Source organism: Photobacterium sagamiensis (genome assembly GCF_050337085.1).
GTDB classification, from domain to species: Bacteria; Pseudomonadota; Gammaproteobacteria; order Enterobacterales; family Vibrionaceae; genus Photobacterium; species Photobacterium sagamiensis.
The window spans coordinates 1-20520 of sequence record NZ_JAKJSP010000054.1 but is presented as its reverse complement, the minus strand read 5'-3'; the positions used below and the strand labels follow the sequence as shown (position 1 = coordinate 20520).

General features: G+C 43.7%; 23 protein-coding genes. 9 read left to right on the top strand and 14 right to left on the bottom strand.

The features are described 5' to 3' along the window. Positions 1-44: 44 nt before the first annotated feature. Entirely contained in the window at positions 45-1220 is a 1176-nt protein-coding gene (gene purT, locus L4D76_RS22505) for a formate-dependent phosphoribosylglycinamide formyltransferase (protein ID WP_428443109.1), read from the bottom strand. A 291-nt stretch (positions 1221-1511) separates the two neighbouring features. Between purT and L4D76_RS22500 the strand changes: the two genes are divergently transcribed. Further along, positions 1512-1916, top strand: coding sequence for a hypothetical protein (locus L4D76_RS22500; protein WP_428443108.1), 405 nt, complete (start codon positions 1512-1514; stop codon positions 1914-1916). Positions 1917-2033: 117 nt separating this feature from the next. On the opposite strand, the gene L4D76_RS22495 is transcribed toward L4D76_RS22500, so the two are convergent. The 6 genes from L4D76_RS22495 to sbcB all read right to left on the bottom strand — a co-directional run bounded on the left by L4D76_RS22495 (position 2034) and on the right by sbcB (position 7823). Continuing rightward, a complete protein-coding gene (locus tag L4D76_RS22495; RefSeq protein WP_428443107.1) occupies positions 2034-2921 on the bottom strand; it encodes a DMT family transporter in 888 nt (295 codons plus the stop codon). A 171-nt stretch (positions 2922-3092) separates the two neighbouring features. After that, positions 3093-3980: a cytidine deaminase gene (gene cdd, locus L4D76_RS22490; protein WP_428443106.1), complete on the bottom strand. Its 888-nt coding sequence runs from the start codon at positions 3978-3980 to the stop codon at positions 3093-3095. A gap of 245 nt (positions 3981-4225) precedes the next feature. Continuing rightward, entirely contained in the window at positions 4226-4909 is a 684-nt protein-coding gene (locus L4D76_RS22485) for a CidB/LrgB family autolysis modulator (protein ID WP_428443105.1), read from the bottom strand. After that, positions 4906-5283 (bottom strand): CidA/LrgA family protein, encoded by a 378-nt coding sequence (locus tag L4D76_RS22480; protein WP_428443104.1) that lies wholly within the window; start codon positions 5281-5283, stop codon positions 4906-4908. The genes L4D76_RS22485 and L4D76_RS22480 overlap by 4 nt, the downstream gene beginning before the upstream one ends. Before the next feature lie 239 nt (positions 5284-5522). Further along, the gene (locus L4D76_RS22475) at positions 5523-6047 is read right to left on the bottom strand and encodes a hypothetical protein (protein ID WP_428443103.1); all 525 of its coding nucleotides are present in this window, start codon (positions 6045-6047) and stop codon (positions 5523-5525) included. 351 nt (positions 6048-6398) lie between these two features. Then, complete coding sequence (gene sbcB / locus L4D76_RS22470; protein ID WP_428443102.1) at positions 6399-7823, bottom strand: exodeoxyribonuclease I; 1425 nt, start codon at positions 7821-7823, stop codon at positions 6399-6401. A 178-nt stretch (positions 7824-8001) separates the two neighbouring features. Here sbcB and L4D76_RS22465 point away from each other — a divergent pair, with 178 nt between their 5' ends. Further along, entirely contained in the window at positions 8002-9174 is a 1173-nt protein-coding gene (locus tag L4D76_RS22465; RefSeq protein ID WP_428443101.1) for a tyrosine-type recombinase/integrase, read from the top strand. A 269-nt stretch (positions 9175-9443) separates the two neighbouring features. Further along, entirely contained in the window at positions 9444-10160 is a 717-nt protein-coding gene (locus L4D76_RS22460; protein ID WP_428443100.1) for a hypothetical protein, read from the top strand. A gap of 649 nt (positions 10161-10809) precedes the next feature. On the opposite strand, the gene L4D76_RS22455 is transcribed toward L4D76_RS22460, so the two are convergent. After that, complete coding sequence (locus tag L4D76_RS22455; protein ID WP_428443099.1) at positions 10810-11793, bottom strand: IS30 family transposase; 984 nt, start codon at positions 11791-11793, stop codon at positions 10810-10812. A 192-nt stretch (positions 11794-11985) separates the two neighbouring features. On the opposite strand from L4D76_RS22455, the gene L4D76_RS22450 reads away from it, so the two are divergent. After that, complete coding sequence (locus tag L4D76_RS22450; protein WP_428443098.1) at positions 11986-13155, top strand: ATP-dependent nuclease; 1170 nt, start codon at positions 11986-11988, stop codon at positions 13153-13155. A gap of 97 nt (positions 13156-13252) precedes the next feature. On the opposite strand, the gene L4D76_RS22445 is transcribed toward L4D76_RS22450, so the two are convergent. From L4D76_RS22445 to L4D76_RS22425, 5 genes are all read right to left on the bottom strand, one after another. Continuing rightward, the gene (locus tag L4D76_RS22445) at positions 13253-13573 is read right to left on the bottom strand and encodes a helix-turn-helix transcriptional regulator (RefSeq protein WP_428443097.1); all 321 of its coding nucleotides are present in this window, start codon (positions 13571-13573) and stop codon (positions 13253-13255) included. Next, a complete protein-coding gene (locus L4D76_RS22440) occupies positions 13557-13766 on the bottom strand; it encodes a hypothetical protein (RefSeq protein ID WP_428443096.1) in 210 nt (69 codons plus the stop codon). Before L4D76_RS22440 ends, L4D76_RS22445 begins: the two co-directional genes overlap by 17 nt. Positions 13767-13876: 110 nt before the next feature. Next, a complete protein-coding gene (locus L4D76_RS22435; protein ID WP_428443095.1) occupies positions 13877-14293 on the bottom strand; it encodes a hypothetical protein in 417 nt (138 codons plus the stop codon). A gap of 346 nt (positions 14294-14639) precedes the next feature. Further along, positions 14640-14927: a hypothetical protein gene (locus L4D76_RS22430; RefSeq protein ID WP_428443094.1), complete on the bottom strand. Its 288-nt coding sequence runs from the start codon at positions 14925-14927 to the stop codon at positions 14640-14642. Positions 14928-15365: 438 nt separating this feature from the next. Further along, the gene (locus L4D76_RS22425; protein WP_428443093.1) at positions 15366-15689 is read right to left on the bottom strand and encodes a hypothetical protein; all 324 of its coding nucleotides are present in this window, start codon (positions 15687-15689) and stop codon (positions 15366-15368) included. Between the two features lie 11 nt (positions 15690-15700). Here L4D76_RS22425 and L4D76_RS22420 point away from each other — a divergent pair, with 11 nt between their 5' ends. The 5 genes from L4D76_RS22420 (at position 15701) to L4D76_RS22400 (ending at position 18886) form a co-directional block, all read left to right on the top strand. Beyond that, positions 15701-16102, top strand: a complete 402-nt coding sequence (locus L4D76_RS22420; RefSeq protein ID WP_428443092.1) for a toxin YdaT family protein — start codon at positions 15701-15703, stop codon at positions 16100-16102. Positions 16103-16260: 158 nt separating this feature from the next. Continuing rightward, positions 16261-16926, top strand: a complete 666-nt coding sequence (locus tag L4D76_RS22415; RefSeq protein ID WP_428443091.1) for a helix-turn-helix domain-containing protein — start codon at positions 16261-16263, stop codon at positions 16924-16926. Further along, positions 16923-17642, top strand: coding sequence for an ATP-binding protein (locus L4D76_RS22410; RefSeq protein ID WP_428443090.1), 720 nt, complete (start codon positions 16923-16925; stop codon positions 17640-17642). Before L4D76_RS22415 ends, L4D76_RS22410 begins: the two co-directional genes overlap by 4 nt. Positions 17643-17684: 42 nt before the next feature. Beyond that, positions 17685-18299: a DNA N-6-adenine-methyltransferase gene (locus L4D76_RS22405; RefSeq protein WP_428443089.1), complete on the top strand. Its 615-nt coding sequence runs from the start codon at positions 17685-17687 to the stop codon at positions 18297-18299. Further along, positions 18296-18886 (top strand): hypothetical protein, encoded by a 591-nt coding sequence (locus L4D76_RS22400; RefSeq protein WP_428443088.1) that lies wholly within the window; start codon positions 18296-18298, stop codon positions 18884-18886. The genes L4D76_RS22405 and L4D76_RS22400 overlap by 4 nt, the downstream gene beginning before the upstream one ends. 649 nt (positions 18887-19535) lie before the next feature. Here L4D76_RS22400 and L4D76_RS22395 read toward each other — a convergent pair. After that, positions 19536-20303, bottom strand: coding sequence for a Mobile element protein (locus tag L4D76_RS22395; protein WP_428443087.1), 768 nt, complete (start codon positions 20301-20303; stop codon positions 19536-19538). Positions 20304-20520 lie beyond the last annotated feature (217 nt).

The following is a 20520-nucleotide window of genomic DNA, read 5'->3' as shown; positions in this document are numbered from 1 at the left end:
AAAGGAGCCGATATCGGCTCCTTTTTACATTTTGCTATCAAGCGTTAGAAAACGACCTTAACGGCAGCAGCAGCGGCGATTGCATCAGAGACAGCCTGTTCCGTACTGTCACGGCGTGTCAGGGCCACACCAAGGCGACGACGGCCATTAATCTCTGGCTTGGCAAATAACCGGACTTGAGTTTGCGGACGGGCCAGAGCCGCTGCCAGGTTATCAAAACGGATATTCTCAGAAACCCCTTCAGCAAGAATAACGGCAGACGCTGACGGGCCGTATTGGGTAATACTGTGAATTGGCAGTCCTAAGAATGCGCGAACGTGCAGGGCGAACTCGGAGAGTTCCTGCGAAATAAGCGTTACCATACCGGTATCATGCGGGCGAGGTGATACTTCGCTAAATAAGACTTCGTCACCTTTAATGAACAGTTCAACACCAAACAGGCCATAACCACCCAGCGCGTTAACTACTTTTGCTGCAACGTCTTGTGCCGCTTTAATTGCTGCCTCAGACATCTGCTGTGGCTGCCACGATTCACGATAGTCCCCATCTTCCTGACGGTGACCGATTGGCGCACAGAAGTGAATACCGTCAACAGCACGCACGGTTAGTAGGGTGATCTCGTAATCAAACTCGACAAAACCTTCAACGATAACGCGCCCCGCACCTGCACGGCCGCCTTCCTGAGCATACTGCCAGGCAGATTCGATATCAGCCGACGTTTTGATAACGCTCTGACCTTTACCTGAAGAGCTCATAATTGGCTTAACAACACAGGGTGTACCAATGCGTTCAACAGCAGCGACGAAATCAGTATATTGCTCAGAAAACTCGTAAGGCGATGTCGCAATACCCAACTCTTCAGCGGCCAGACGACGAATGCCTTCTCGGTTCATGGTCAGCTGAGTGGCATTGGCAGTAGGAACAATATTCACGCCATTAGCCTCTAGCGCAACCAGGGTATCGGTAGCAATGGCTTCAATTTCAGGAACAACGTAATGCGGCTGTTCTTGTTCAATCACTTTTTTTAAGGATTCGCCATCAAGCATATCAATAACGTGGCTACGATGGGCAACCTGCATCGCAGGAGCATTGTCATAACGGTCAACCGCAATCACCTCAATACCTAAGCGCTGGCATTCAATAGCCACTTCTTTACCGAGTTCTCCAGAACCAAGTAACAGTACACGGGTTGCATCAGAACGAGTTGCTGAACCTAACATCGAATTTCCTTACGGTATGTGTTGATACTGGGGCAGATCATACCCGATTTTACTATCAACGCAAACGTTTGCCTTTATGGTTTTCGCTGAAATATTCATCGGTTAGTTATTGTCTGCAAAGGAGTGTGGATGGCTATTTCAGAGAATCTGTGGTGATACTGACCAAAGGCTGCTAACGTATTGATATGCCGTTCTCATTGTCAAAGTTGTGTCAGACATGTTCTGAGGGCATCGAGTTAAGTGAACTTTATCGTTAAATTACCTCTTATCTCTACAAAAGGCAGAATTAAGATGAAGAAGTTATTAATCGGATTGGCGTTATTTCTTGTTGTTCCATTTTCAGCACAAGCCACCCAAAGCATAGGTATTTTCTTCGGCAGCCCTATGTCAGGGATCCAATATAAACAAGACGATCTACGATTCTCGTTAGGCATTGATGATTTTGGTGTCGCATTTGATAAAACCTTTAATCTGGGATCACTGCTTAACAATGGTGAGTTAAACAGTTTTTATACATACGTGGGCGGGCAGTTTGTTGATAACAAGAATGACAAAGTGGGTATCCGTTCTGGCGTTGGTTTTGAGGTGCCGGTAAATAGTTTTGAATTTTATGGCGAAGTCGGACCAACATTGTATGTGGTTGAAGATGTTGATATGGATTTAGAGGCAGCACTGGGCTTCCGAGTTCGATTCTGACGTATTAAAGCGCTTAATGCTGTTCTTTTCATTATCGATTGGATTTACAGCAGCGATTATCGAGATCCACCAAAAAAAGGGTTAGCCATGTGCTAACCCTTGTTGTTTCTATCTTATTTATAAATAAGATTTTCTTTTACGATTTTCCCACTGGGTGATAAAAGCCACCGAAGCGATAATAATTGCTGCGCCCAGCCATAGGCGACCTGGTGGAGCCCAGCCGAAAACCACCCAGCCAGCTAACACATTAAGTGGCAGTTTCGCATGGTCAAAAGGCTGAACGAATGAAGCATCAGCGGCCGCATACGCTTTCGCGATGGCCCATTGCGCCAGAGCCGTTAATAGACCCGCTGCAGCCAGTAATCCCCATGTCAGGCCTTGATCAGGAAATGAAAACTCAGGAGCGGCCAGAAACAGGTTAAAGGGGGTGATCAGTAACAGCAGATAAACCACCATCGTAGTCGGTGGGTCGTAGACTGATAGCTTCTTCACCATTAGTGAATAGCCGGCCCAGAAGAAAGCCGCCCCAACCGGTAACAGAGATGCCCAGTTAAATGTATCAGCCCAAGGCTCTAAGATAACCATCGCACCGATAAAACCGGCTAATGTTGCTACCCATCTCGCAGTACCCACTTTTTCCTTCAGGAATAAACCCGATCCGATTGTGGCAAACAACGGTGATGTCATCAACAAAGCGATACCTTGCCAGATAGGTACAGGGTAAGCGAGTGCCCATAGCCAAAGCTGAATACCAATGACAGAGAGGAATACACGAAAACAATGTTGCCCTAAATGATTGGTACGTAGTGCCTGACGCAGCCCCAAAGATCTCAGCCAGGGAAGCATGGCAATTAACGCAATAAAGTATTGGATGAAGGCGATCGTAGTCGACGGTAATTGCAGTATTACGCTCAAATATTGCGCTAAGCTATTTACGAGGGCAAAAGCAAGCCCCGCGGTGAGCATCCAGCTTGCACCTTGTACTGGGTTGTGTTTGTGAGACATGGAAATAGACTGATAATAATAATATTGACGGATAATACTCTGAACTGATCGTAATTGGTATTAGGGTTGGCTTTGATTCTAAAAGAAAAACCGCCAGAAGGCGGTTTTTATTGAAGGGTATTATCTCAATCGTTATAGGCACTGTTTAAAACAAATTGCCTTATTGAACGATTATGCCGCAACGTAGATCAGCGGGATATCAGGGTTCAGTGCTTCAAGCGTAGCTTGCGTATCTGCAAGGTGGCTGATAGTGCTGTCAGCTTTCTCAACCAATGCCGCTTCCGCAATTTCTGCTAACGGGTAACCAGCCATGTTCATGTTCACCAAGGCAACTTGCAATGGTGGCAGGCTAGGGTTGAATGCCGCATTTTCAGCGTACATGCCGGTAAAGGTTTTGCCGTCTTTTGCTTTGAGTGCAACACCACTGTAGTTGTGGGTATAAGGCGCATGAGCAAGGTTCGCAGCCTGGCAGGCAATGGTTGCCAGTTCATCACTTTCCTGAGTAGTTAACCCGTGATCAACCTCTGCAAGCAGAGCGTCAGTAATATTGAGATCTGCCGGGCCGAACGACTCAGGCAGATATTGTTGAAGGGTCATTGCATCACGCTCAGGCAGTTGAACGACCAACTCTTTTGCTGTCGTTAGCTCATTCATGAACTGACGGCAGTGGCCGCATGGGCTGTAGTTAATCGTAATATCAGAGATACCTGTTTCACCTTTCACCCAAGCATGGCTAATTGCAGATTGTTCAGCATGAATGGTCTGGGAAAGCGATGCACCGACAAACTCCATATTGGCACCGAAATACAGGCGACCGGAATTGCCTCGGACGATGGCACCAACATTGAAATGCGAAATAGGTGTAACGGAATAAGCAGCAGCAACAGGAAGAAGGGCAACACGCAGTTCACTGTCAGTCATTTGTGTTTTTTTGAGCAATTCTTCGAACTGTTCGGGACTTAAGGTAGCGTCAAAGTCAGCCTCTACCAAAATAGGTTTTACCGCTGAAGCAAGATCAGTGGGCAAAGAGCCTAAAGCATCCATTACTTTAGCATGCATGTGTTGTTACTCCGTATCGTTGATGGAGAAACATTGTAGGCGAGCATTTCAAAATCAGGTGTGATCCATGTCACACAAGTGCAATGTTTGTTTCATGCCATACATTTCTGAGAGTGGTGTCACACAAACTTTTGCAATTCGGCTGCTTACTTATCAATGACTTAGTAATGTATGCGATTGCAAGCACGTTAAACGGTGTCTCTTTATGATTAACAATGGCAGCAATGTTGAAAGATAAACAGGCCCTAGTAGCCAAATAATGCCAGGATCAGCGGGTAAACAACTGGCGCCAGGAACGATGTCAAAATTCCGCAAATCACTAAAGCTAACGAACTAAAAGCCCCTTCCTGATAGTTTTCTTCGGCTGCTTTTGCCGTACCTAATGCATGCGATACCGTACCCATGGTTAAACCTCTTGCAATGGGGGCTTTAATACCAAATAAACGAAATAGCGGATAACCTAATACCGCACCAAATAATCCGGCGATAATCACCATAACAGCGGCAATAGCCGGAACTCCTCCCACTTGCTCTGCGACGGCCATTGCAATAGGGGTTGTCACTGATTTAGGCAAAATACTGGCTGTCAGCTGGGGATCTGCGCCCATGAACAAAGCAATACCGGCACCCGTGATCATTGATAACAGGCTACCAGTTAAACAGACAGTGAAGATCACTTTCCATTTCTGGCGAATTTGAGAGAGTTGCTCATAGAGGGGAAAGGCCAGGGCAACAACCGCAGGCTCTAATAAATAATTCAACCACTTGTTTTGCTCGAAGTAACGCTCATAAGGAATATTCAGCCACATCAATAATGGAATGATGACAACAAGACAGATAAGAAGCGGATTAATAATAGGGTGCTGAAAATGTTTGGAAAACAGCCGAGCCAGATAAAAAACAACCAATGTAGTAATAAGCCAGATCATTCTTTTTCCTTATGATGTGCTGCAATACCAATGACAAGGAAAACGACCATGCTGCTTCCGATAGTACTAAGAAGGATCGGCCAGGTATTCGCCGTTAGCAGATCTAAATAATTCATGAGCCCAACACCAACGGGCACAAATAATAAAGCCATATGGCGAATGAGAAGGTGACAGCCGTCTTTTGCCCAATGTGAAGGAATAAGCCCCATCGATAGCACGACAAAAAGAATGAGCATCCCAATGATGCTGCCAGGAATGGCAACGTGGGTAAATGCTTGAACGCCTTTGCCCAGCATCAGACAAAGAAAGATGATAACGAAAGAACGCAGATAACCCATAAGCCCTTCAAATACGGTCAATAACAGATTCATCATACAAAATAATTGTGATCTAAGCCACATTTAGTACGCTGGATATAATCAGGCAGTTCAAGATGCAGAGTTCAGCGAGAATAGATTGGTACTCTTTCACATAAATTATTAATAGTTGAAGCTCCTAAATACGTCATCCCGGAATTGAGGAACGAAATATCCGGGATCCAGCTCTCACCGCGTGATCCTTAGATTCCGTATAAGTTCGTGCCTCACTTTACGGAATGACGAAGTGTGGTGACTTAAATAAATTCAGAGAGCAGAAATAATGCCACACCAGCCAGCGCTAGCAGTAATACGGAGATTTTGTGAAAAAGGCTGTTCTTTACAATATTTTCAGTGGCGGAGAGCTCAGGTTTTGCTGGGGGAGCAATAGATCCTGGCTGGGCGGTTTCTTTAACAGTATGTACCAAACGACACGTTTTTTCTGGTAAAGGAACGCGAAATCCGTAATTCGGTATTACCTGAATCGGAATCGCCATAGAACCGTTTTGATCAAGTTTTCTACTTAGCGAGACAAGAATGGTGTTTAAGTCAATCGGGGGCTGGTTTAAATCATTATCCAAATCTGGCTGAATGAACATTTTATCGTAGATTGCTTGCAGGTTGATCACTTCACCAGCGAAGTAGCATAATACCTCCAGTAACTGGGTTTCATGAACCGTCAGCTGTGTCTCAGTTTCATCCGGCCAGACCAATAAACGTAAATCCGGCTCAAAATCGACATGCTGGAATCGGTAACAACGGGTCATTGCTTTTGTCGTCATGGCATAGTCACTTCGTGCTACATGATGGTGAATCGCTTCATTAACCAGCTATACAGTCATACATAACCAGAAACTAACGCGGCGCATGCTCATCAATAAAAACGTGTTGCAATAGGGCCTCAATTATCGTCGAGGCGTGAAATTCACCAGTGTCTCAAAACAGATCAGACTGATATAAGTGTTGATGGCATTGCGGGGAAGTTCAAATTTCGTTTATGGAATATTGCCTTAAAAAAAAGCCCGTTAGCGATATGGGCTAACGGGCTTCACACATTCAGTTAGATTATCTGTTACTTATCATTGTCATAATGGAATTATGATTGGCGAGCAATCGCTTTGCCAATATCCAGATTAAGACACTAGATTGTTAACATAGTCATACAAGTCTTTGAGGATCTGCATCTTCTTTTCGTTAGATTGATGTATAAGCGCGAGCGATTCAAAGTTTTCCATGTAAGTTGGCAGGTTGTCTTCAAAGAAATCCTGGCAGTGATGTTTCCATTTTTGCTGCTCTGCATAATCGAGCGTCATCGGATAATTACGTGCACGATAACGAAATAGCAAAGGCTTGATACGCTTATCATCAACCTTCAAATCTAAGCTGCTCAGTGACTCTGGTGCTGTCTCACGAATAATATCCATCGCAGAACGATCTGCATGAGAGAAGAAACCATCGTATAACATGGCATCCACATTATCATTGGCAGCGAACTCACGATCGACACTGAATATGGCCAATAGTTTTTCCCGAACTTCAGGGTGCTCTTTAAGCAGCTGTAAATTCTTCAGGCACTGCTCGCGATCAATACCAAGACGTTCGGCATCTTCAGCCTTTAGTGTTTTAGCCGGAGCAAGAACCGGACATTTATTGATATGCACCAGCTTAACCGGTACAGGCAGCTCATCTGGGCTTAGTTCGCTACGCTTGGTATAGAGCCGTTCTCTTAACGTATCTGCATCCAGCTCAATTAATGGTGTCGGATCCTGCGCAAGGTTCACGGTGATCACGGCATTCTTATTATCAGGGTGCCATGCCATCGGAACAATCCAGCTGGTATTGCCACAGCCAACCCCAAACATGCCAGAAACATGTACTAGCGGGGTGAGATTAACAATGTCGATTAACTCTTGCAGCTGACGTTTGTGGCGCAAACTGAACAAGTAGTCAAATAACTTTGGCTGCTTGGTTTTTAAAATTTTTGCCAGTTCAATCGTCGCATACACATCGGCCATTGCATCGTGCGCATTGGCATGTTCAATACCATTGGCCACCGAAAGAGCCTCAAGTTTAAAACTCGGAAGACCGTCTTCATTGTTAGGCCAGTTAATGCCTTCAGGCCTTAAGGCATAACAGGTACGCATAATGTCGAGTAAATCCCAACGAGAGTTACCGTTCTGCCAGCACCATGCGTATGGGTCAAAGAAATTTCGATAGAGCGTATAACGCGTTACCTCATCATCGAAGCGGACATTGTTATAACCAATCACGCAGGTATTGGGCTTCGATAACTCTTCATGAATTCTGGCGATAAATTCGGGCTCAGAAAGCCCTTTTTGCTGGGCTTCCTGTGGCGTAATGCCGGTAATCAAGCAGGCTTCCGGTGACGGCAGGTAATCACTGGGAGGCTGACAGTAAATAACCAGAGGCTCACCGAGGATGTTGAGATCCATATCGGTGCGAATACCAGCAAACTGGCACGGGCGATCGGTGGCTGGCTTAGCACCAAAGGTTTCGTAGTCCAACCAAAACAGTGTTGGGGTATTTTCGTTATTCATCGTTATATCCTGAAACCATTAGAATCGTTGAAAGTGTCTTTCATACAATGGCTTACAAATGCTATACTGTGCGTCTATACAGTGGTAAATTCTCGCGCATTCCGGTTTGGGATTTGCATTTGTGTCCAAAAGTGCGTCCAAAAATTTCTGAGTTGCGTCCAAATTAAAGGATTAGTTTATGAGCATCATTGATCGGCAGTTAAAGATAATTATAAAGCAGGAAACCTATGATGGGCCTGCAGAAGTTAATGATGGAGAAGGGCTGGTGGCTCGCATATCACCCAGCGCAAAAATCATCTTCCAGTACCGCTGCCGATTCAACGGAAAAAACCTCAGAGTTAATATCGGTAAGYATCCCGCAACAAGCCTTAAAGAGGCAAGGCGGAAACATAAAATCATGATGGAATTGAAAGAATCTGGACGGAATCCCGAAATTGCGAATACAGGTGAGCAAGATTTCGTCACTTTAGATGATTGCGTGAACTACTGGTTAAAGCATTACACACCAAAACTGAAGAAAGGGACGCAAGCGCTCTATCATTCCTTTGCCAAAAATTACTTCCTAGGTGCCTTCCCCGATCGTAACGTCGAAACCATTCCCGCCCGGGAGTGGATGCAGTGGCTTGATGTAATAAGCGAAGCAAAACCTAAAACTGCTAACTCACTGTTTACCCAGCTTCGTTCTTGCCTGAATTTCTGTAAGAGTAAGTTTATTATCGAGCGTACTGACCTTGAGCGAATCAAGAAGCAACATGTTGGCGTGTTACCAGAAACGGGTAGCCGTGTGCCGAGTTGGTCTGAACTGGCGCAAATATGGCAGGCCATTGAACGCAGCCGAGCCAGTACCGCAAACAAAACCCTGCATCAGTTAACCATGCTGTGGGGCAACCGGCTTTCAGAACTGCGCTTAGCAAGGCGATCACATTTTGACATGCATGCTGGCATCTGGACGGTACCCAAAGAACTCAGCAAGACCAATAAGCCTATCCGCCGTCCAATTCCAACCAAAGCCAGAGCCATTTTAGAGCGGGTAATGGAAACTTACGACGATGTATTGTTTCCTGGTCATGAGTTAAATCGCCCTATTACCATTTCAGGGGCCAATCGCTACATCCGGCGTATACGCGACAACTTGCCATTAGAAAGCTGGCGAACACACGATTTTAGGCGTTCATTATCAACAGGCGTGTCAGAACTTGGTGTAATGCCGCATGTGGTAGAAAAGATGCTTGGTCACGAGCTGGGTGGGGTACTGGCCGTCTACAACAAGCATGATTGGTTAGACAATCAACTTGAAGCGTATGAGCTGTATGCGGATCGGTTGTTTGATGCGATAGAGTTTAAGCAGTAAAAGCAGATTATCCTTCGAAGCACATATTCGTGACGTTTCATTTGCAGTTCAATATGTAGCCATATTTATGCACAAATGATTGTTTTTATAGGCAGTCTGCATGGGAAGATTAGAGTTGTTACTTGAGGGCGATAGCATGCCTGAGAGAGCTTAAGAATATATGTGATCTAAATTCGCATATTTCCTTTTCGTATATCTTTCGATTGGTGAGGATATACGAAAGAGATTCGTATAATAAAATGTTATGTGCTTCAAGGAGATTAGTATTCGTGGAAAGCTTTAATGAATATATAGATACATCATTTGATTCTAAGTTTGAAGAAAATGAATTTTACACTTGGCTTCCTTGGATCGGTAGAGAATATTCAAAATCAAAAATAAAAACTCTTATTCTAGGTGAAAGTACATACAACTGGGCTGTAAAAAGTGATACTAGGGAGAAGGTAAAAAACAGGATTAATCAAAATAACCATCTACGTATTGTGCATAAAAACAATGCTATTGATTTTAATGGTAAATCGCCTTATGCAAGAAATATCGAGAGGGCTATTTTTCTAAAGAAAAAAACAAAACGCTCCGATGCTCATTTGCTTTGGACTAATGTTGCTTATCATAACCTTGTGCTTCGTGCTATGCCAACTAAAAAGCATAGGCCTAAATACGAAGATTACTTAGCGGGTTGGCTGACATTTATTGAATTAACACAGTCACTAAATGTTGAACAATGTATTGTATATGGACTAGAAAAGAATAAGCTTAAATCATTTAAAGAAGCTTTTGATTCAAAAGATATCCCATACACATTCAAAAAAATTAAAGCGGGTATTGGTCGAAGTTATCCTAAAAGCGTGAATATTAAATTTAAGAATAAAGAAATTAAGGTTTTATTTATTCGTCACCCAAGCTCATTTTTTAGCTGGAAAAAATGGGGAGGTATTTTAAATAAGGAGCTAAACATGGAAAGTATAGTTGCATCCAGCACATAACAAATTGCTCAAACGGACGCAGTTACACTCGGCATTCTTGGCTTGAAGTGTAAATTGGCTTGGATAGTTCAGTGGGTGCGCCGCTTAGTAAGGCGTTAGATTATAAAGGAGTACAAATGCCAATTAGTTTGAAATTTCAATCTGGCTATAAATCTATTGTCACTTTAGAAGACTGTGAATTACCTGACTTTACCGTTATTACGGGATTAAATGGTTCCGGAAAAAGTCAGTTATTGGAAGCCATCCTCCAAAATAATGCAGGCGTTAAAATTTTGGAAGGGGAAAGTGAGCTAGCAAATAAGAAGTATGTTACGCACGCAACCTTAGCTCCAAATAACAGTGGTGCAGTCGATCCTAACCAATTACGCCAATCAGTACAAAATATCCTTAAGCAATACAATCAGTACAAGCAAAGAAAGCAGCAAAATGGTAATACTCAATTACATCAGGTTGTTAAAAATCATAAGCAAGCAAAGCTGATAAATCTTATAGCTGAAGATGCCAATAAAGATATTGACAGCCTTAATGATGAGGATTTTTATAAATATTACCCAATAGATGACGGCTTCACTGTTAATGATGTTTTTCAGCAAAATTTTTCCGTTCTTTTTAAAAGATATCATACTAAATATGAAGATAACCGCTGGATTCAAGCAATAAGTGCAACACGCATGTCAGTAAAGGCTTCAAAGGGTGTTAGCCCTCCCAATACTTTTCTAGGAGTGAGGTTCAGCATGAAGATCCTATCCTCAATCGCCTTATCTGTAAGAGTCGCCATATCGAATTTCTTGGGCCAGAAACGCCTGATTCGACCATTGGTATTTTCATTGGTTCCTCGTTGCCAACTTGCGTAAGGCTTCGCAAAGTACACGTCAGCACCCGTTGCCTCTGATACTCGAACGTGGCCAGCAAATTCACCACCATTATCTAACGTCAGGGTCTGCACGGAGTGAACTTTTTCGAGCATCGCGATCATCGCATCCGCGACTTCATCTTTGGTTTTGCTAAAAACACGTTTTGCTAGCGTAAAGCGGCTCGTGCGATCAACTAATGTCACAAGGTGTGCCCCTTGGCCATGCACCGTGTCACCTTCCCAGTCACCTAGTCGCTCCCGTGCATCTACAACATCAGGCCGTTCTGCTATGTCTACTCGATCAGGGATTAACCTAACTCCCGCTTTTTTACTGCGCTTTCCGCCTTTCCATCGAGTTTTTCCAAACCTCGGTAGGTGGTGGTACAGGTTCCCACCTTGCAACCTGTTCTCTTCAATACGCCTGTAGATCGTCGTGTGGCTAAGCTTCTCTCCGACCTTACATTCAACCGCCATCCGTTGACTGATAGTCTCTGGAGACCACTCTAAAATAACAGAATTACGGATTATGTCATCTGTGCGGTCATTTCGTTTGTTGGCTTTTAGGGACGTTCGTTTTCGTACATCACTAAGCTTGTGAGCGGCAACAGGATCGTATCCAGTTTGGGTCGAATTTCTCCTCAGCTCCCGACTAACAGTGCTGTAATGTACGCCGATCTCTTTGGCGATTTCTCTCAGTGCCATCCCCGTTTTACGGAGGGCAGAAATCTGGTATCGTGGCTCTTGAGTTAGCTGTTGGTACTGTTTGTTGTGTTCATTCATAACAGACTTGAGTTTATGTGTGAGAGCTAAAATTCTTCCCTCAGCTGACTCACTTATCAAATTTTAGTCTGTTGCACTTATTGTATTACTCCAGCCCTTGTTAATGAGTTTCGATTTCAAAAGTACAACGAGGGATCATATTTAGAGAGAGATGAATTCGTTAAAAAGTACGGTCCTCCGCCTTGGGAACTAGTGAATAGGGTTTTAGAGGAATCTAGGGTAAATTACATAATTACTGATCCAGATGGATCACATAGAGATGTTCCTTTCACATTGAAACTGATTAACCGAACGAGCAACGCCGAGGTTAACTTTAGTGACCTGTCATCTGGCGAGAAAGTATTGGTTTCCCTTGCTTTAAGTTTATATAACTTAAACGTACAAGTTGATTTTCCTCAGATACTCCTGATGGATGAACCTGATGCGCCATTGCATCCATCAATGACGAAACATTTTATTGAAGTCTTAAAAAATGTTTTCGTTGCAGAAAAAAAGGTGAAAGTAATATTAACTACACATTCACCTTCAACTGTTGCACTAAGTCCTGAAGAGTCGATTTATGTGATGGGCATAGATTTGCCTCGATTAAGAAAAACCACCAAAGATGAAGCGCTCTCAATTCTTACATCAGGCGTACCAGCCTTAAGTATTAATTATGAAAACAGGAGGCAAGTTTTTGTAGAAAGCAAATACGATCAAATTTTCTATGAACTAATAAATAGAAAGCTATCTTCAATTAACCCGAGCGAAAGGACATTAGATTTCTTATGTGCAGGAAGTGATGGCAGTTCAGGTTGTGCTCAAGTAAAAGAGATAGTTGGAAAACTATCAGACTATGGAAACTCACAGATATTCGGAATCGTAGATTGGGATGGGAAAAATAACGGCACTGAAAAAGTAAAGGTTTTAGGCGAAGGCAATAGATATAGCATTGAAAACTACATACTTGATCCATTAGCTTTACCAATCTACATGATTAGAGAGAAACATGTTGATAAACGACTTTACGGATTTTCTGAGTCTGACAGTTTCTTTGATGCAAAGAATTTTAGTGAAGAACAACTACAAAATATAATTAATGTCTTCATTGTCAGTATTGAATCTATTAAACCTGAAAACACACAAGACGATGATGTTGTATGTGATTTGCTATGCGGCAAAACTGTACAGATTCCAAAATGGTATTTGATGTTTCAAGGGCATGACCTCGAAGGCTGTATAAAAGATAAGTACCGACCTTTGCAGAGATTCAGAAGAGAAGGAGACTTAAAGCGAGATATCATAATGAAAGTTTATGATGATTTACCAGAGCTAATGTCTCGAGATTTTTTGGATGTATTTGAATCAATACGCGAGAACTGATGTAACAAAGCATTGCAGCGGATAAACCTCTGAATGCGGCGTTAATCTCGTACAAGTATATATAAAAGCGGCCACCCAAATGACCGCTTTCCTTTCTCTACCTCGAACACCCACCAACTCTCACCTTCCATTCCTCAACAGCAGAGCGTAACCACCTTAACGGCATCAGCGTAACTGGGTCGGGAAAGCCGCGGCTTTGGCGCCATTTGTAGATGGTGGCCTTGCTGGTGATCTGAAACATATCCAACACTTCTTTATGGCTGATCAGTAAAGGTGATGACTGTTCAGTTAAGTCCGATACAGACGGTGTTGAGTCCTTTGATTCTTCTACAGAATTTAACTGTGACGGTGTCACGTTAACACAGGTTTCAACCTTGTAAGACATGTCAGCCGTTGGGTAGTTAGTGTAATTGAACATTTTTCGCCTCCTCATCAACTTCAAACCAAGCGGATTCACCGTCTGTTTCGATGGCTCCGGTAGTACAACAGTCTAGGCACTTGGCAGAATCGCCGTCATAAAGCCATTCATCATTACCTTTTTCTGTTTTAACCTCGATATTATTGCTGTTGCAAATATCACAGGTTAACCAATTAACGTTGAGCTTTTTCATGATCATCCTTTTCATCAGTTTGTTCATAAATTGAATATCCAATCCAGAAGATTAGGCAGGCTAGGGCGTATCCGGTAAATGTCATTGCAATGTTTTCCTAAATCGAAAATTTACTGGTCAGGTAAATTTGGCTCTATGGTTTGAATAAAATCAGTTAACTTGGTTGTGTTCCCAGGTTCGCTGATCTGGTGAAGTTGAATTCTGTTCAGTGTGTGCCAGCAATCGCCATCGCCTTTGAACAGGCCATCGCATCCAATTGGTAAATTGGTTTTACACTTTGAACATTTCCCCGCCGTTACGCGTAACGCTGGAATCATTGAGTGAAAACGGTTAATCATCGAAGAAATTGCCTCGTCTTCACTCAGTGGCTTGTCTGGTAGGGCGAAGAACTTACAAATTTCATTAAGCTTTTGGGCTTCGTTGTTACTGATAACAGATGACACCTTTTTAATTCCGATAGCGTTACGACGATTGCGAAATGCTTGTTGCCGTTTTCTGCTTTGTTCCTTTTGCTTATCAGTCGTCATGTTCATTCCTTTTATCTAAAGGGTGAAAGTTACCAATCACCCTGTAGGCTTGTGAGAACTATAGTGGTCAGCTATACTCATCTAAGCCTTTGTAATGAAGGCTCATTGCAATGTTAAACCCCGTTCGGATTGGTCCCTGAGCGGGGTTTTTCTGTATGAAACTGTCTTCATTTTTTTATGCTGTGCTAACATTAATTTCTATTATCGAATATGGGTTTTCAGTTAATGAAAGGCATTGTCGTTAAACGTGCTCTACATATAGACTGTATTTATGTTGTGGTTGAACAGGACAATACGTTGACCACAATTGAAACCAGTCTCACCGGCGATTTTGTATATGGCGATATTATTTCTGGTGAACTCCAAACTCTTGGTGGTGAGGATTTTTATAATCATTCACAACAATTCCCATTTGATGGCATTGTTCAAAATATTTACGACCGTCTGAAACGGTAATCCCAAATTGCCTCGCACGGTTTAAAGTCAGCCCTTTTATGTTTTCTACAAGGGCAAGTTGAACTCGCGTTTTTTCAGCGTTTTCGGGTCTTCTATTCAGATAGTTTTCATACATTCTTTCTCGATCATCCAAATCGTTCATGATGGTGATAAAGAAAGCTGTTAATTCATTGCTCATAAGCACTCCTTAGAATCAGTCCCTGATCGGGGTTTTTCTGTGTGTGTGTTGTTTTATATGACGTCTCCTGCGATAGTATGTATTGGTATAAATAATCGCCTGAGAGTATAAAATGCCATCCCACTTACTACTCCAACAGCTCTATGAAGCGTTTAAAGAATTTATAAATATTAATCCCTCATATCGCCAATCAAAGCTGGTTGAGATCGAGATGATTTGTACTGAGATCCGGTTTCAATATGGTTCAGACTCTTATGTGTCTGACAGACTTGTCGACTTACAATGTACGTGTAGTGATATGGCATGTGAAAGACAGCCTGAAAGTTACAATGAGTCTTCATGCGTAACCTTTGTACTCGGCGAAATCTGGACAATGGGTTCACAGATACATCGTTCTTTTGCCAGAGACTTTTCATGCCGATCACACCTTAATACTCACTAACACAAATGCTTTCCCCGTAAATATCTTGCAGGCCACTGATTTTGGTTTGGCGGCAATACATCTTGTAGAAGTAACCGGCTAATCCCATTGCGTGGGTTGCTCCGGTAATGCTGCCACTTTCGTTTTTCACCTTCGTTGATATAACCGATGTGGTACTGGCAGTTCTGTTCGCCATGATTATAGAAACTAATTTTTAGCGAATCGAAATCAAACTCAGGGTGCTTGGCTGTCATATAGATAGCTGAATCTCTTTCTTCCCATTCGATTTCAATCTCACCACCATTACTACAAATTGAATTTGCATCACGAACCGGATTCACCCAAGAAACCGGTGCTAAAAGTTCCAGGCGCGGATGATGCCAATAACTCACAAAACTTCTGGCGGTACAACGAACGTATTTCAGCCGAGGCCAAAGCGAACATGATGGATCTGCTGCCTGCAGTGTTGCTCACTCTTCCTCAAGCTCGTGCTCTTGACATGCTTAATCTGTTTCTCAATCCGTTGGGGTTTGTTGTTGCAGGTAAAGGGGGCGATTGTGATCCCGAAGACCGTGATCGGCTATTGGCAATGATGAACAAAGAAACTTCTGAGGCGGTCACATCCGTTCTGCTGTTAGGCAAGCACGCAACCTTAGACCAGTTACGTGCAGCAATGAAAGAACTCGTTGAAAGCAAGGAATCTCATAATCCGCTGCTTTCATACATTGAAGGTGAAATCGCTAAGAAAGGCTAGCTGACCACTGGCTAATTGATTAAAGGACATTGCAATGAGTCTTTATCGAATTACAACATCACATATAAGGGGCGCCATATGTCAGTAAGAATTATGTCTATGGTGTGGGATTCACCAGTATTTCGCTGTAATACGAAATTAATCATGCTTTGCTTTGCTTGGCTGATTTTTCTAACGACGAAGGGTATTGCTGGCCGAGTTTAGAGCGTATCTCGAAGAAGTGCGGTATCTCTCGCAGTACGTTAAAAGCGCAGCTGGCGAACTTGTGTAATGAAGGCTTTATCAGGAAAGAATTACGCAAGAAAAGGACGGATTCAGGCGAGCTAACTAACGATACAAACGTGTATTGGATCAGCATTGAAAAGCTTCAAAATCCAGAACCTGACCTAGGTCAGAATTCACCCCAGCCGAAATCTGGCCTAGGCCGAAAAACGTCAGAAGGTGGGCCGAAATCTGACCCCAAACCATCAATAGATCCACCATATAGTATTAATACCCCTATAGTCCCCAAGAAGACTGAGCCTAAAAAGCGAAAAGCTAAATCAGTGACAAGTTATTTAACTGAAGACTTTTCGATTCAACCTGAAATGGCTCATTGGTATTCACAGCAAGCGGATTTCGTTTTAGAAATTAATACCGCAACCGCTCAATGGCGTGATGCGATGTTATCGAAGCAACGCAAGTATGCCGATTGGATTGCAGCTTGGCGGAATGGAATGCGCAACGCCAACAAGTGGGCTGTCGAGCGTGAAAGCCGTCAACAGGGCGGAGTGAATTCGTATGCCGGACAAGATTACTCAGCACCAAAAGGATTTAGATCATGAACGTGATGGATCGCTTAGAACGTGCAATGCCAAGCCACATCAAGCCGATGACTCGTGAAGAAATCGATGCTTACGGTAAACGCCAAGTGCAGGAGTTTCACCGCAAGAACCGAGAAGAACGACGCGAGAACATGGCGAAAACTTTGCTAGGCCGCTCAGGGTTACGCGCAACCCATAAGCAGTGCAGCTTCGATAATTATCAGGTGACATGCGCCGAGCAGAACGATGCGCTAATCAATGCGAAATCGTGGTTAACCCGTTTTAACCAGGGCGATATTTGCAGTTTCATTTTCGCGGGTACAACAGGCACTGGTAAGAACCACTTAGCCTCGGCCATCGCCAACGAAATCACGGCGAAAGGGCAGTCTGTTGTTCTGGTGACGGTGAACGAGCTGATGATCAGTATGCGAGATACCTACCGTGATAACTCTCCAATCTCGAAACGCGAGCTGATTGAACGTTTATCGAGTGTCGATTTGCTGATCTTCGATGAAATCGGGGTACAGCGCGGCAACGACAACGAGGCGCTAACCATTAACACCATCGTTGATAATCGTTCTGCCGACGGTTTACCAACAGGGATTTTAACTAACCTCAACTACAGCGAACTTGTTAAGCAACTCGGCGAACGAGTTATAGACCGGCTTAAAACAAATCAAGCGCACTGGGTTGAGTTTAACTGGCCGAGCTACCGCTCAAATGCGTCAGCGGCCTAAGGATAACATTGCAATGAGTATGAAAAATTCAGAGGTGCTTACATGGCGATTTTAGTTAAAACCACCTCTCACCAAGATGATAAAAACCGCTGGGGTACGCAGAGGCAATGCTTCTGCGATGCGGTAAGCCTGTATGGAAAGCCATTTCAGTTAGATGTATGCGCAGAGCCAGAAACCGCTAAGTGTGAACGATTTTACATATCACCGGAATGGTTCTCTCGTAGTCGTTTATCGAACTATGGCTTACATGGACATGAGACTTTTCAGTTCAACCCAAACAACAAAATCATTGGCTTTGATGGGCTTTCGTGTGATTGGGAGAACGACTGGTACTGCAATCCACCGTTTGATCTTAAGCGTGAGTTTCTCACTAAGGCTTACAGTGAAGCCCAATCAGGCAAATCAGGATTGATGCTGTTGCCTTACGAGCCGTTAACGGGGTGGTGGCTAGATTTGGTAGAAGACAAAGCCACAGCAGTTTATACCCCTGACGGTCGTTATAACTTCTATATGCCGGACGGTGTTACCAAGAAAACAGGCGTTAACTTTGGTTCGGTGTTTGTTCTGTTCACACCGCATAAAGTCAAAATCACACAACGAATTCCATTCAAACGCGGCTGCGGCTCAGCGTTAATGAAAGTGGAGGAAGCAGCATGAAGATTGAACGTTTGTTGGCTAAGTTCAATATCAAGGGAATCAACTACGAACCGTCTCAAGGCGGCAAAGGGCTACTCAGCTTAGATGAACAGTTGGCTGTGGTGGGGATTACCTGGCATAAATCGCCAGTTGGGTTCTTGGTGTTATTTGTGGAATGTCTGTCTGATAAGTCAGCAGCACAACAACTCTATAAAGCCACATTGGTTGAAGCTCACAAAGCGATGGCCGACTGGCGAGGTGTTTATCCTATAAAAGCTCTCGAAGCGTTATGCATAACGGCAATGACGGAAGCAACCCAACAGCAAGGCCGGATTTGCCCCGAGTGTAATGGCTCTGGAGAAGTAATTGATAAGCAACGCCACAGCCGCAAGTGCCAATGCTGTGACGACGGCCGAATACTATGGACCACCGAAACCCGTTTTGCGCTGTTCTGCCAAACACTGCCGATCACCTATTCGCGATTTAAACGTTATCAGCCAGTGTTGAGCAAGTTAGTTTGCTGGTTAACAGGGCAAAGAGGTGCGGCGGTATTGGCGTTGCAGAGTAGGGTGGTTAGGGAAGAAGAAGTGGCGTTGGAGGTGGCGTAGGGAGGGAAAGGCGACGGGAGTCGCCTTTTGATTACTAGCATTTTGGATTACCAGCCTCACATTTCTTTCCCCTGCAATAACGGCAGTATGACTGGGGGATTTTTTTACCATTCTGCATGTTACGGAACCCGAAGATTTCTTCTATCGCGTTAAGATCACCGTCGACTACTCTTTTGCAACAAGGACACTTAGCGTACAGTTGTGAGGGCATACTTCTTCTCCTTGGTATGAATTACCACTAAAGTACTAGGGTCTTTGTTTTGTTGCAATAATGTGTATATGTACAGTTACGTTACAAGCATGGATCTAAGTGGAATAGTTAAGCTCAGTTCTGCCATTGCTTGCCAACTAAACGTGAACGTTATGAGAGTATTCTGAAATGGTTAGGAGGTGAACGAGGAGCAGCCTTGCTTGCTATACAAGCCAAAATGAATGAGAAATAGGACAGGCACATTTAACAGGAGCTAACAAAGACTTACATTATTAAGTTAGCCAAATACACTTGGAGCAGCTCTGTTGCTTTTCTAGCCTGTAATAGTCTTAATAGTCTTAATATGATGTTATTTAGTGGCTGTTTCGCTGTTAGAGGCAGAGGGTATCCTTCTTGAAGCAGAATGAAGGGGTAGAATCTTTGATTTTCTAAAGCGAATTACGTGGTGAGCCTGTAACCCTGAACCCGAGAACGGTTGAAATTCACCGTTGCAATTTGAATAGATTGCGATGAGCCAATGAGCAACGCACGTTGGCGTTCAAGCTGTGTGCAGGCTTTTATCCAATCTTGCTGTTCGATACTTAAGCGATGAAGAATAGGCGGTATGGTGGATTCAATATAGCCGGTTTTATTTTCGCGCAGTTGTCGCCCCGTCCAGTCAACAAGTTCTATGTAATCCATCAATCGCATTGGGATCCCTTTGATGATGGAGTTGGTTGGATTGCCAATGAAAGGGCAAAGTGAAGGTGCGGTTAGCTTCTCATCTTTCAGCGCCTGAAGTCTTGCTTTTATCGACGTATAGTCAGACTTTTCTGGTGTTTTGGCAATGCCAGCACGGATGGGGTTTAAATCGACATAGACCATTGCGGCAGCCAGAGCTTGTTCATCCAGCAATGCTTGGCACTTAAAGCGGCCCTCCCAGAAATGACCGGTACATTTATCTTCTTTATTCGCCTGTGTGGCGATATCTAAATTGAGCTCACGCATAAACCAGCTGAGGTTGGCGAGTCGAGAACGCCACTCGTCGATGATGGTTTTGCAGGCGTTGATTTCGGCGTCGCTTTTGGTATCAACAGTCAGCAACTGCTGGATCAGTACCGGTTTGTTATGAAGGGTACACCAGCGATCAATGACATCCTGATCTGTTAACGCTTGTGCTTTCTCTTTATCAATATGCACTAAGTGCCTAAGGAAAACCAAATTCATTAAGCTACACTTTTATTATCACCTGACACACGCCGATTGAACCGCACGATGCAATGTACTGTACAGCTAACTGAGTTTGAACGTCATACCCTACAGCAACTGTCGTTGAACCATATACACCGAGATATCCGCACTCGAGCCGCAGGAATATTATTATTAGCTCGTATGCTTACGCCTAAAGAGATCGGCGCTGAACTTTGTGTCACTCCTAGAGTGG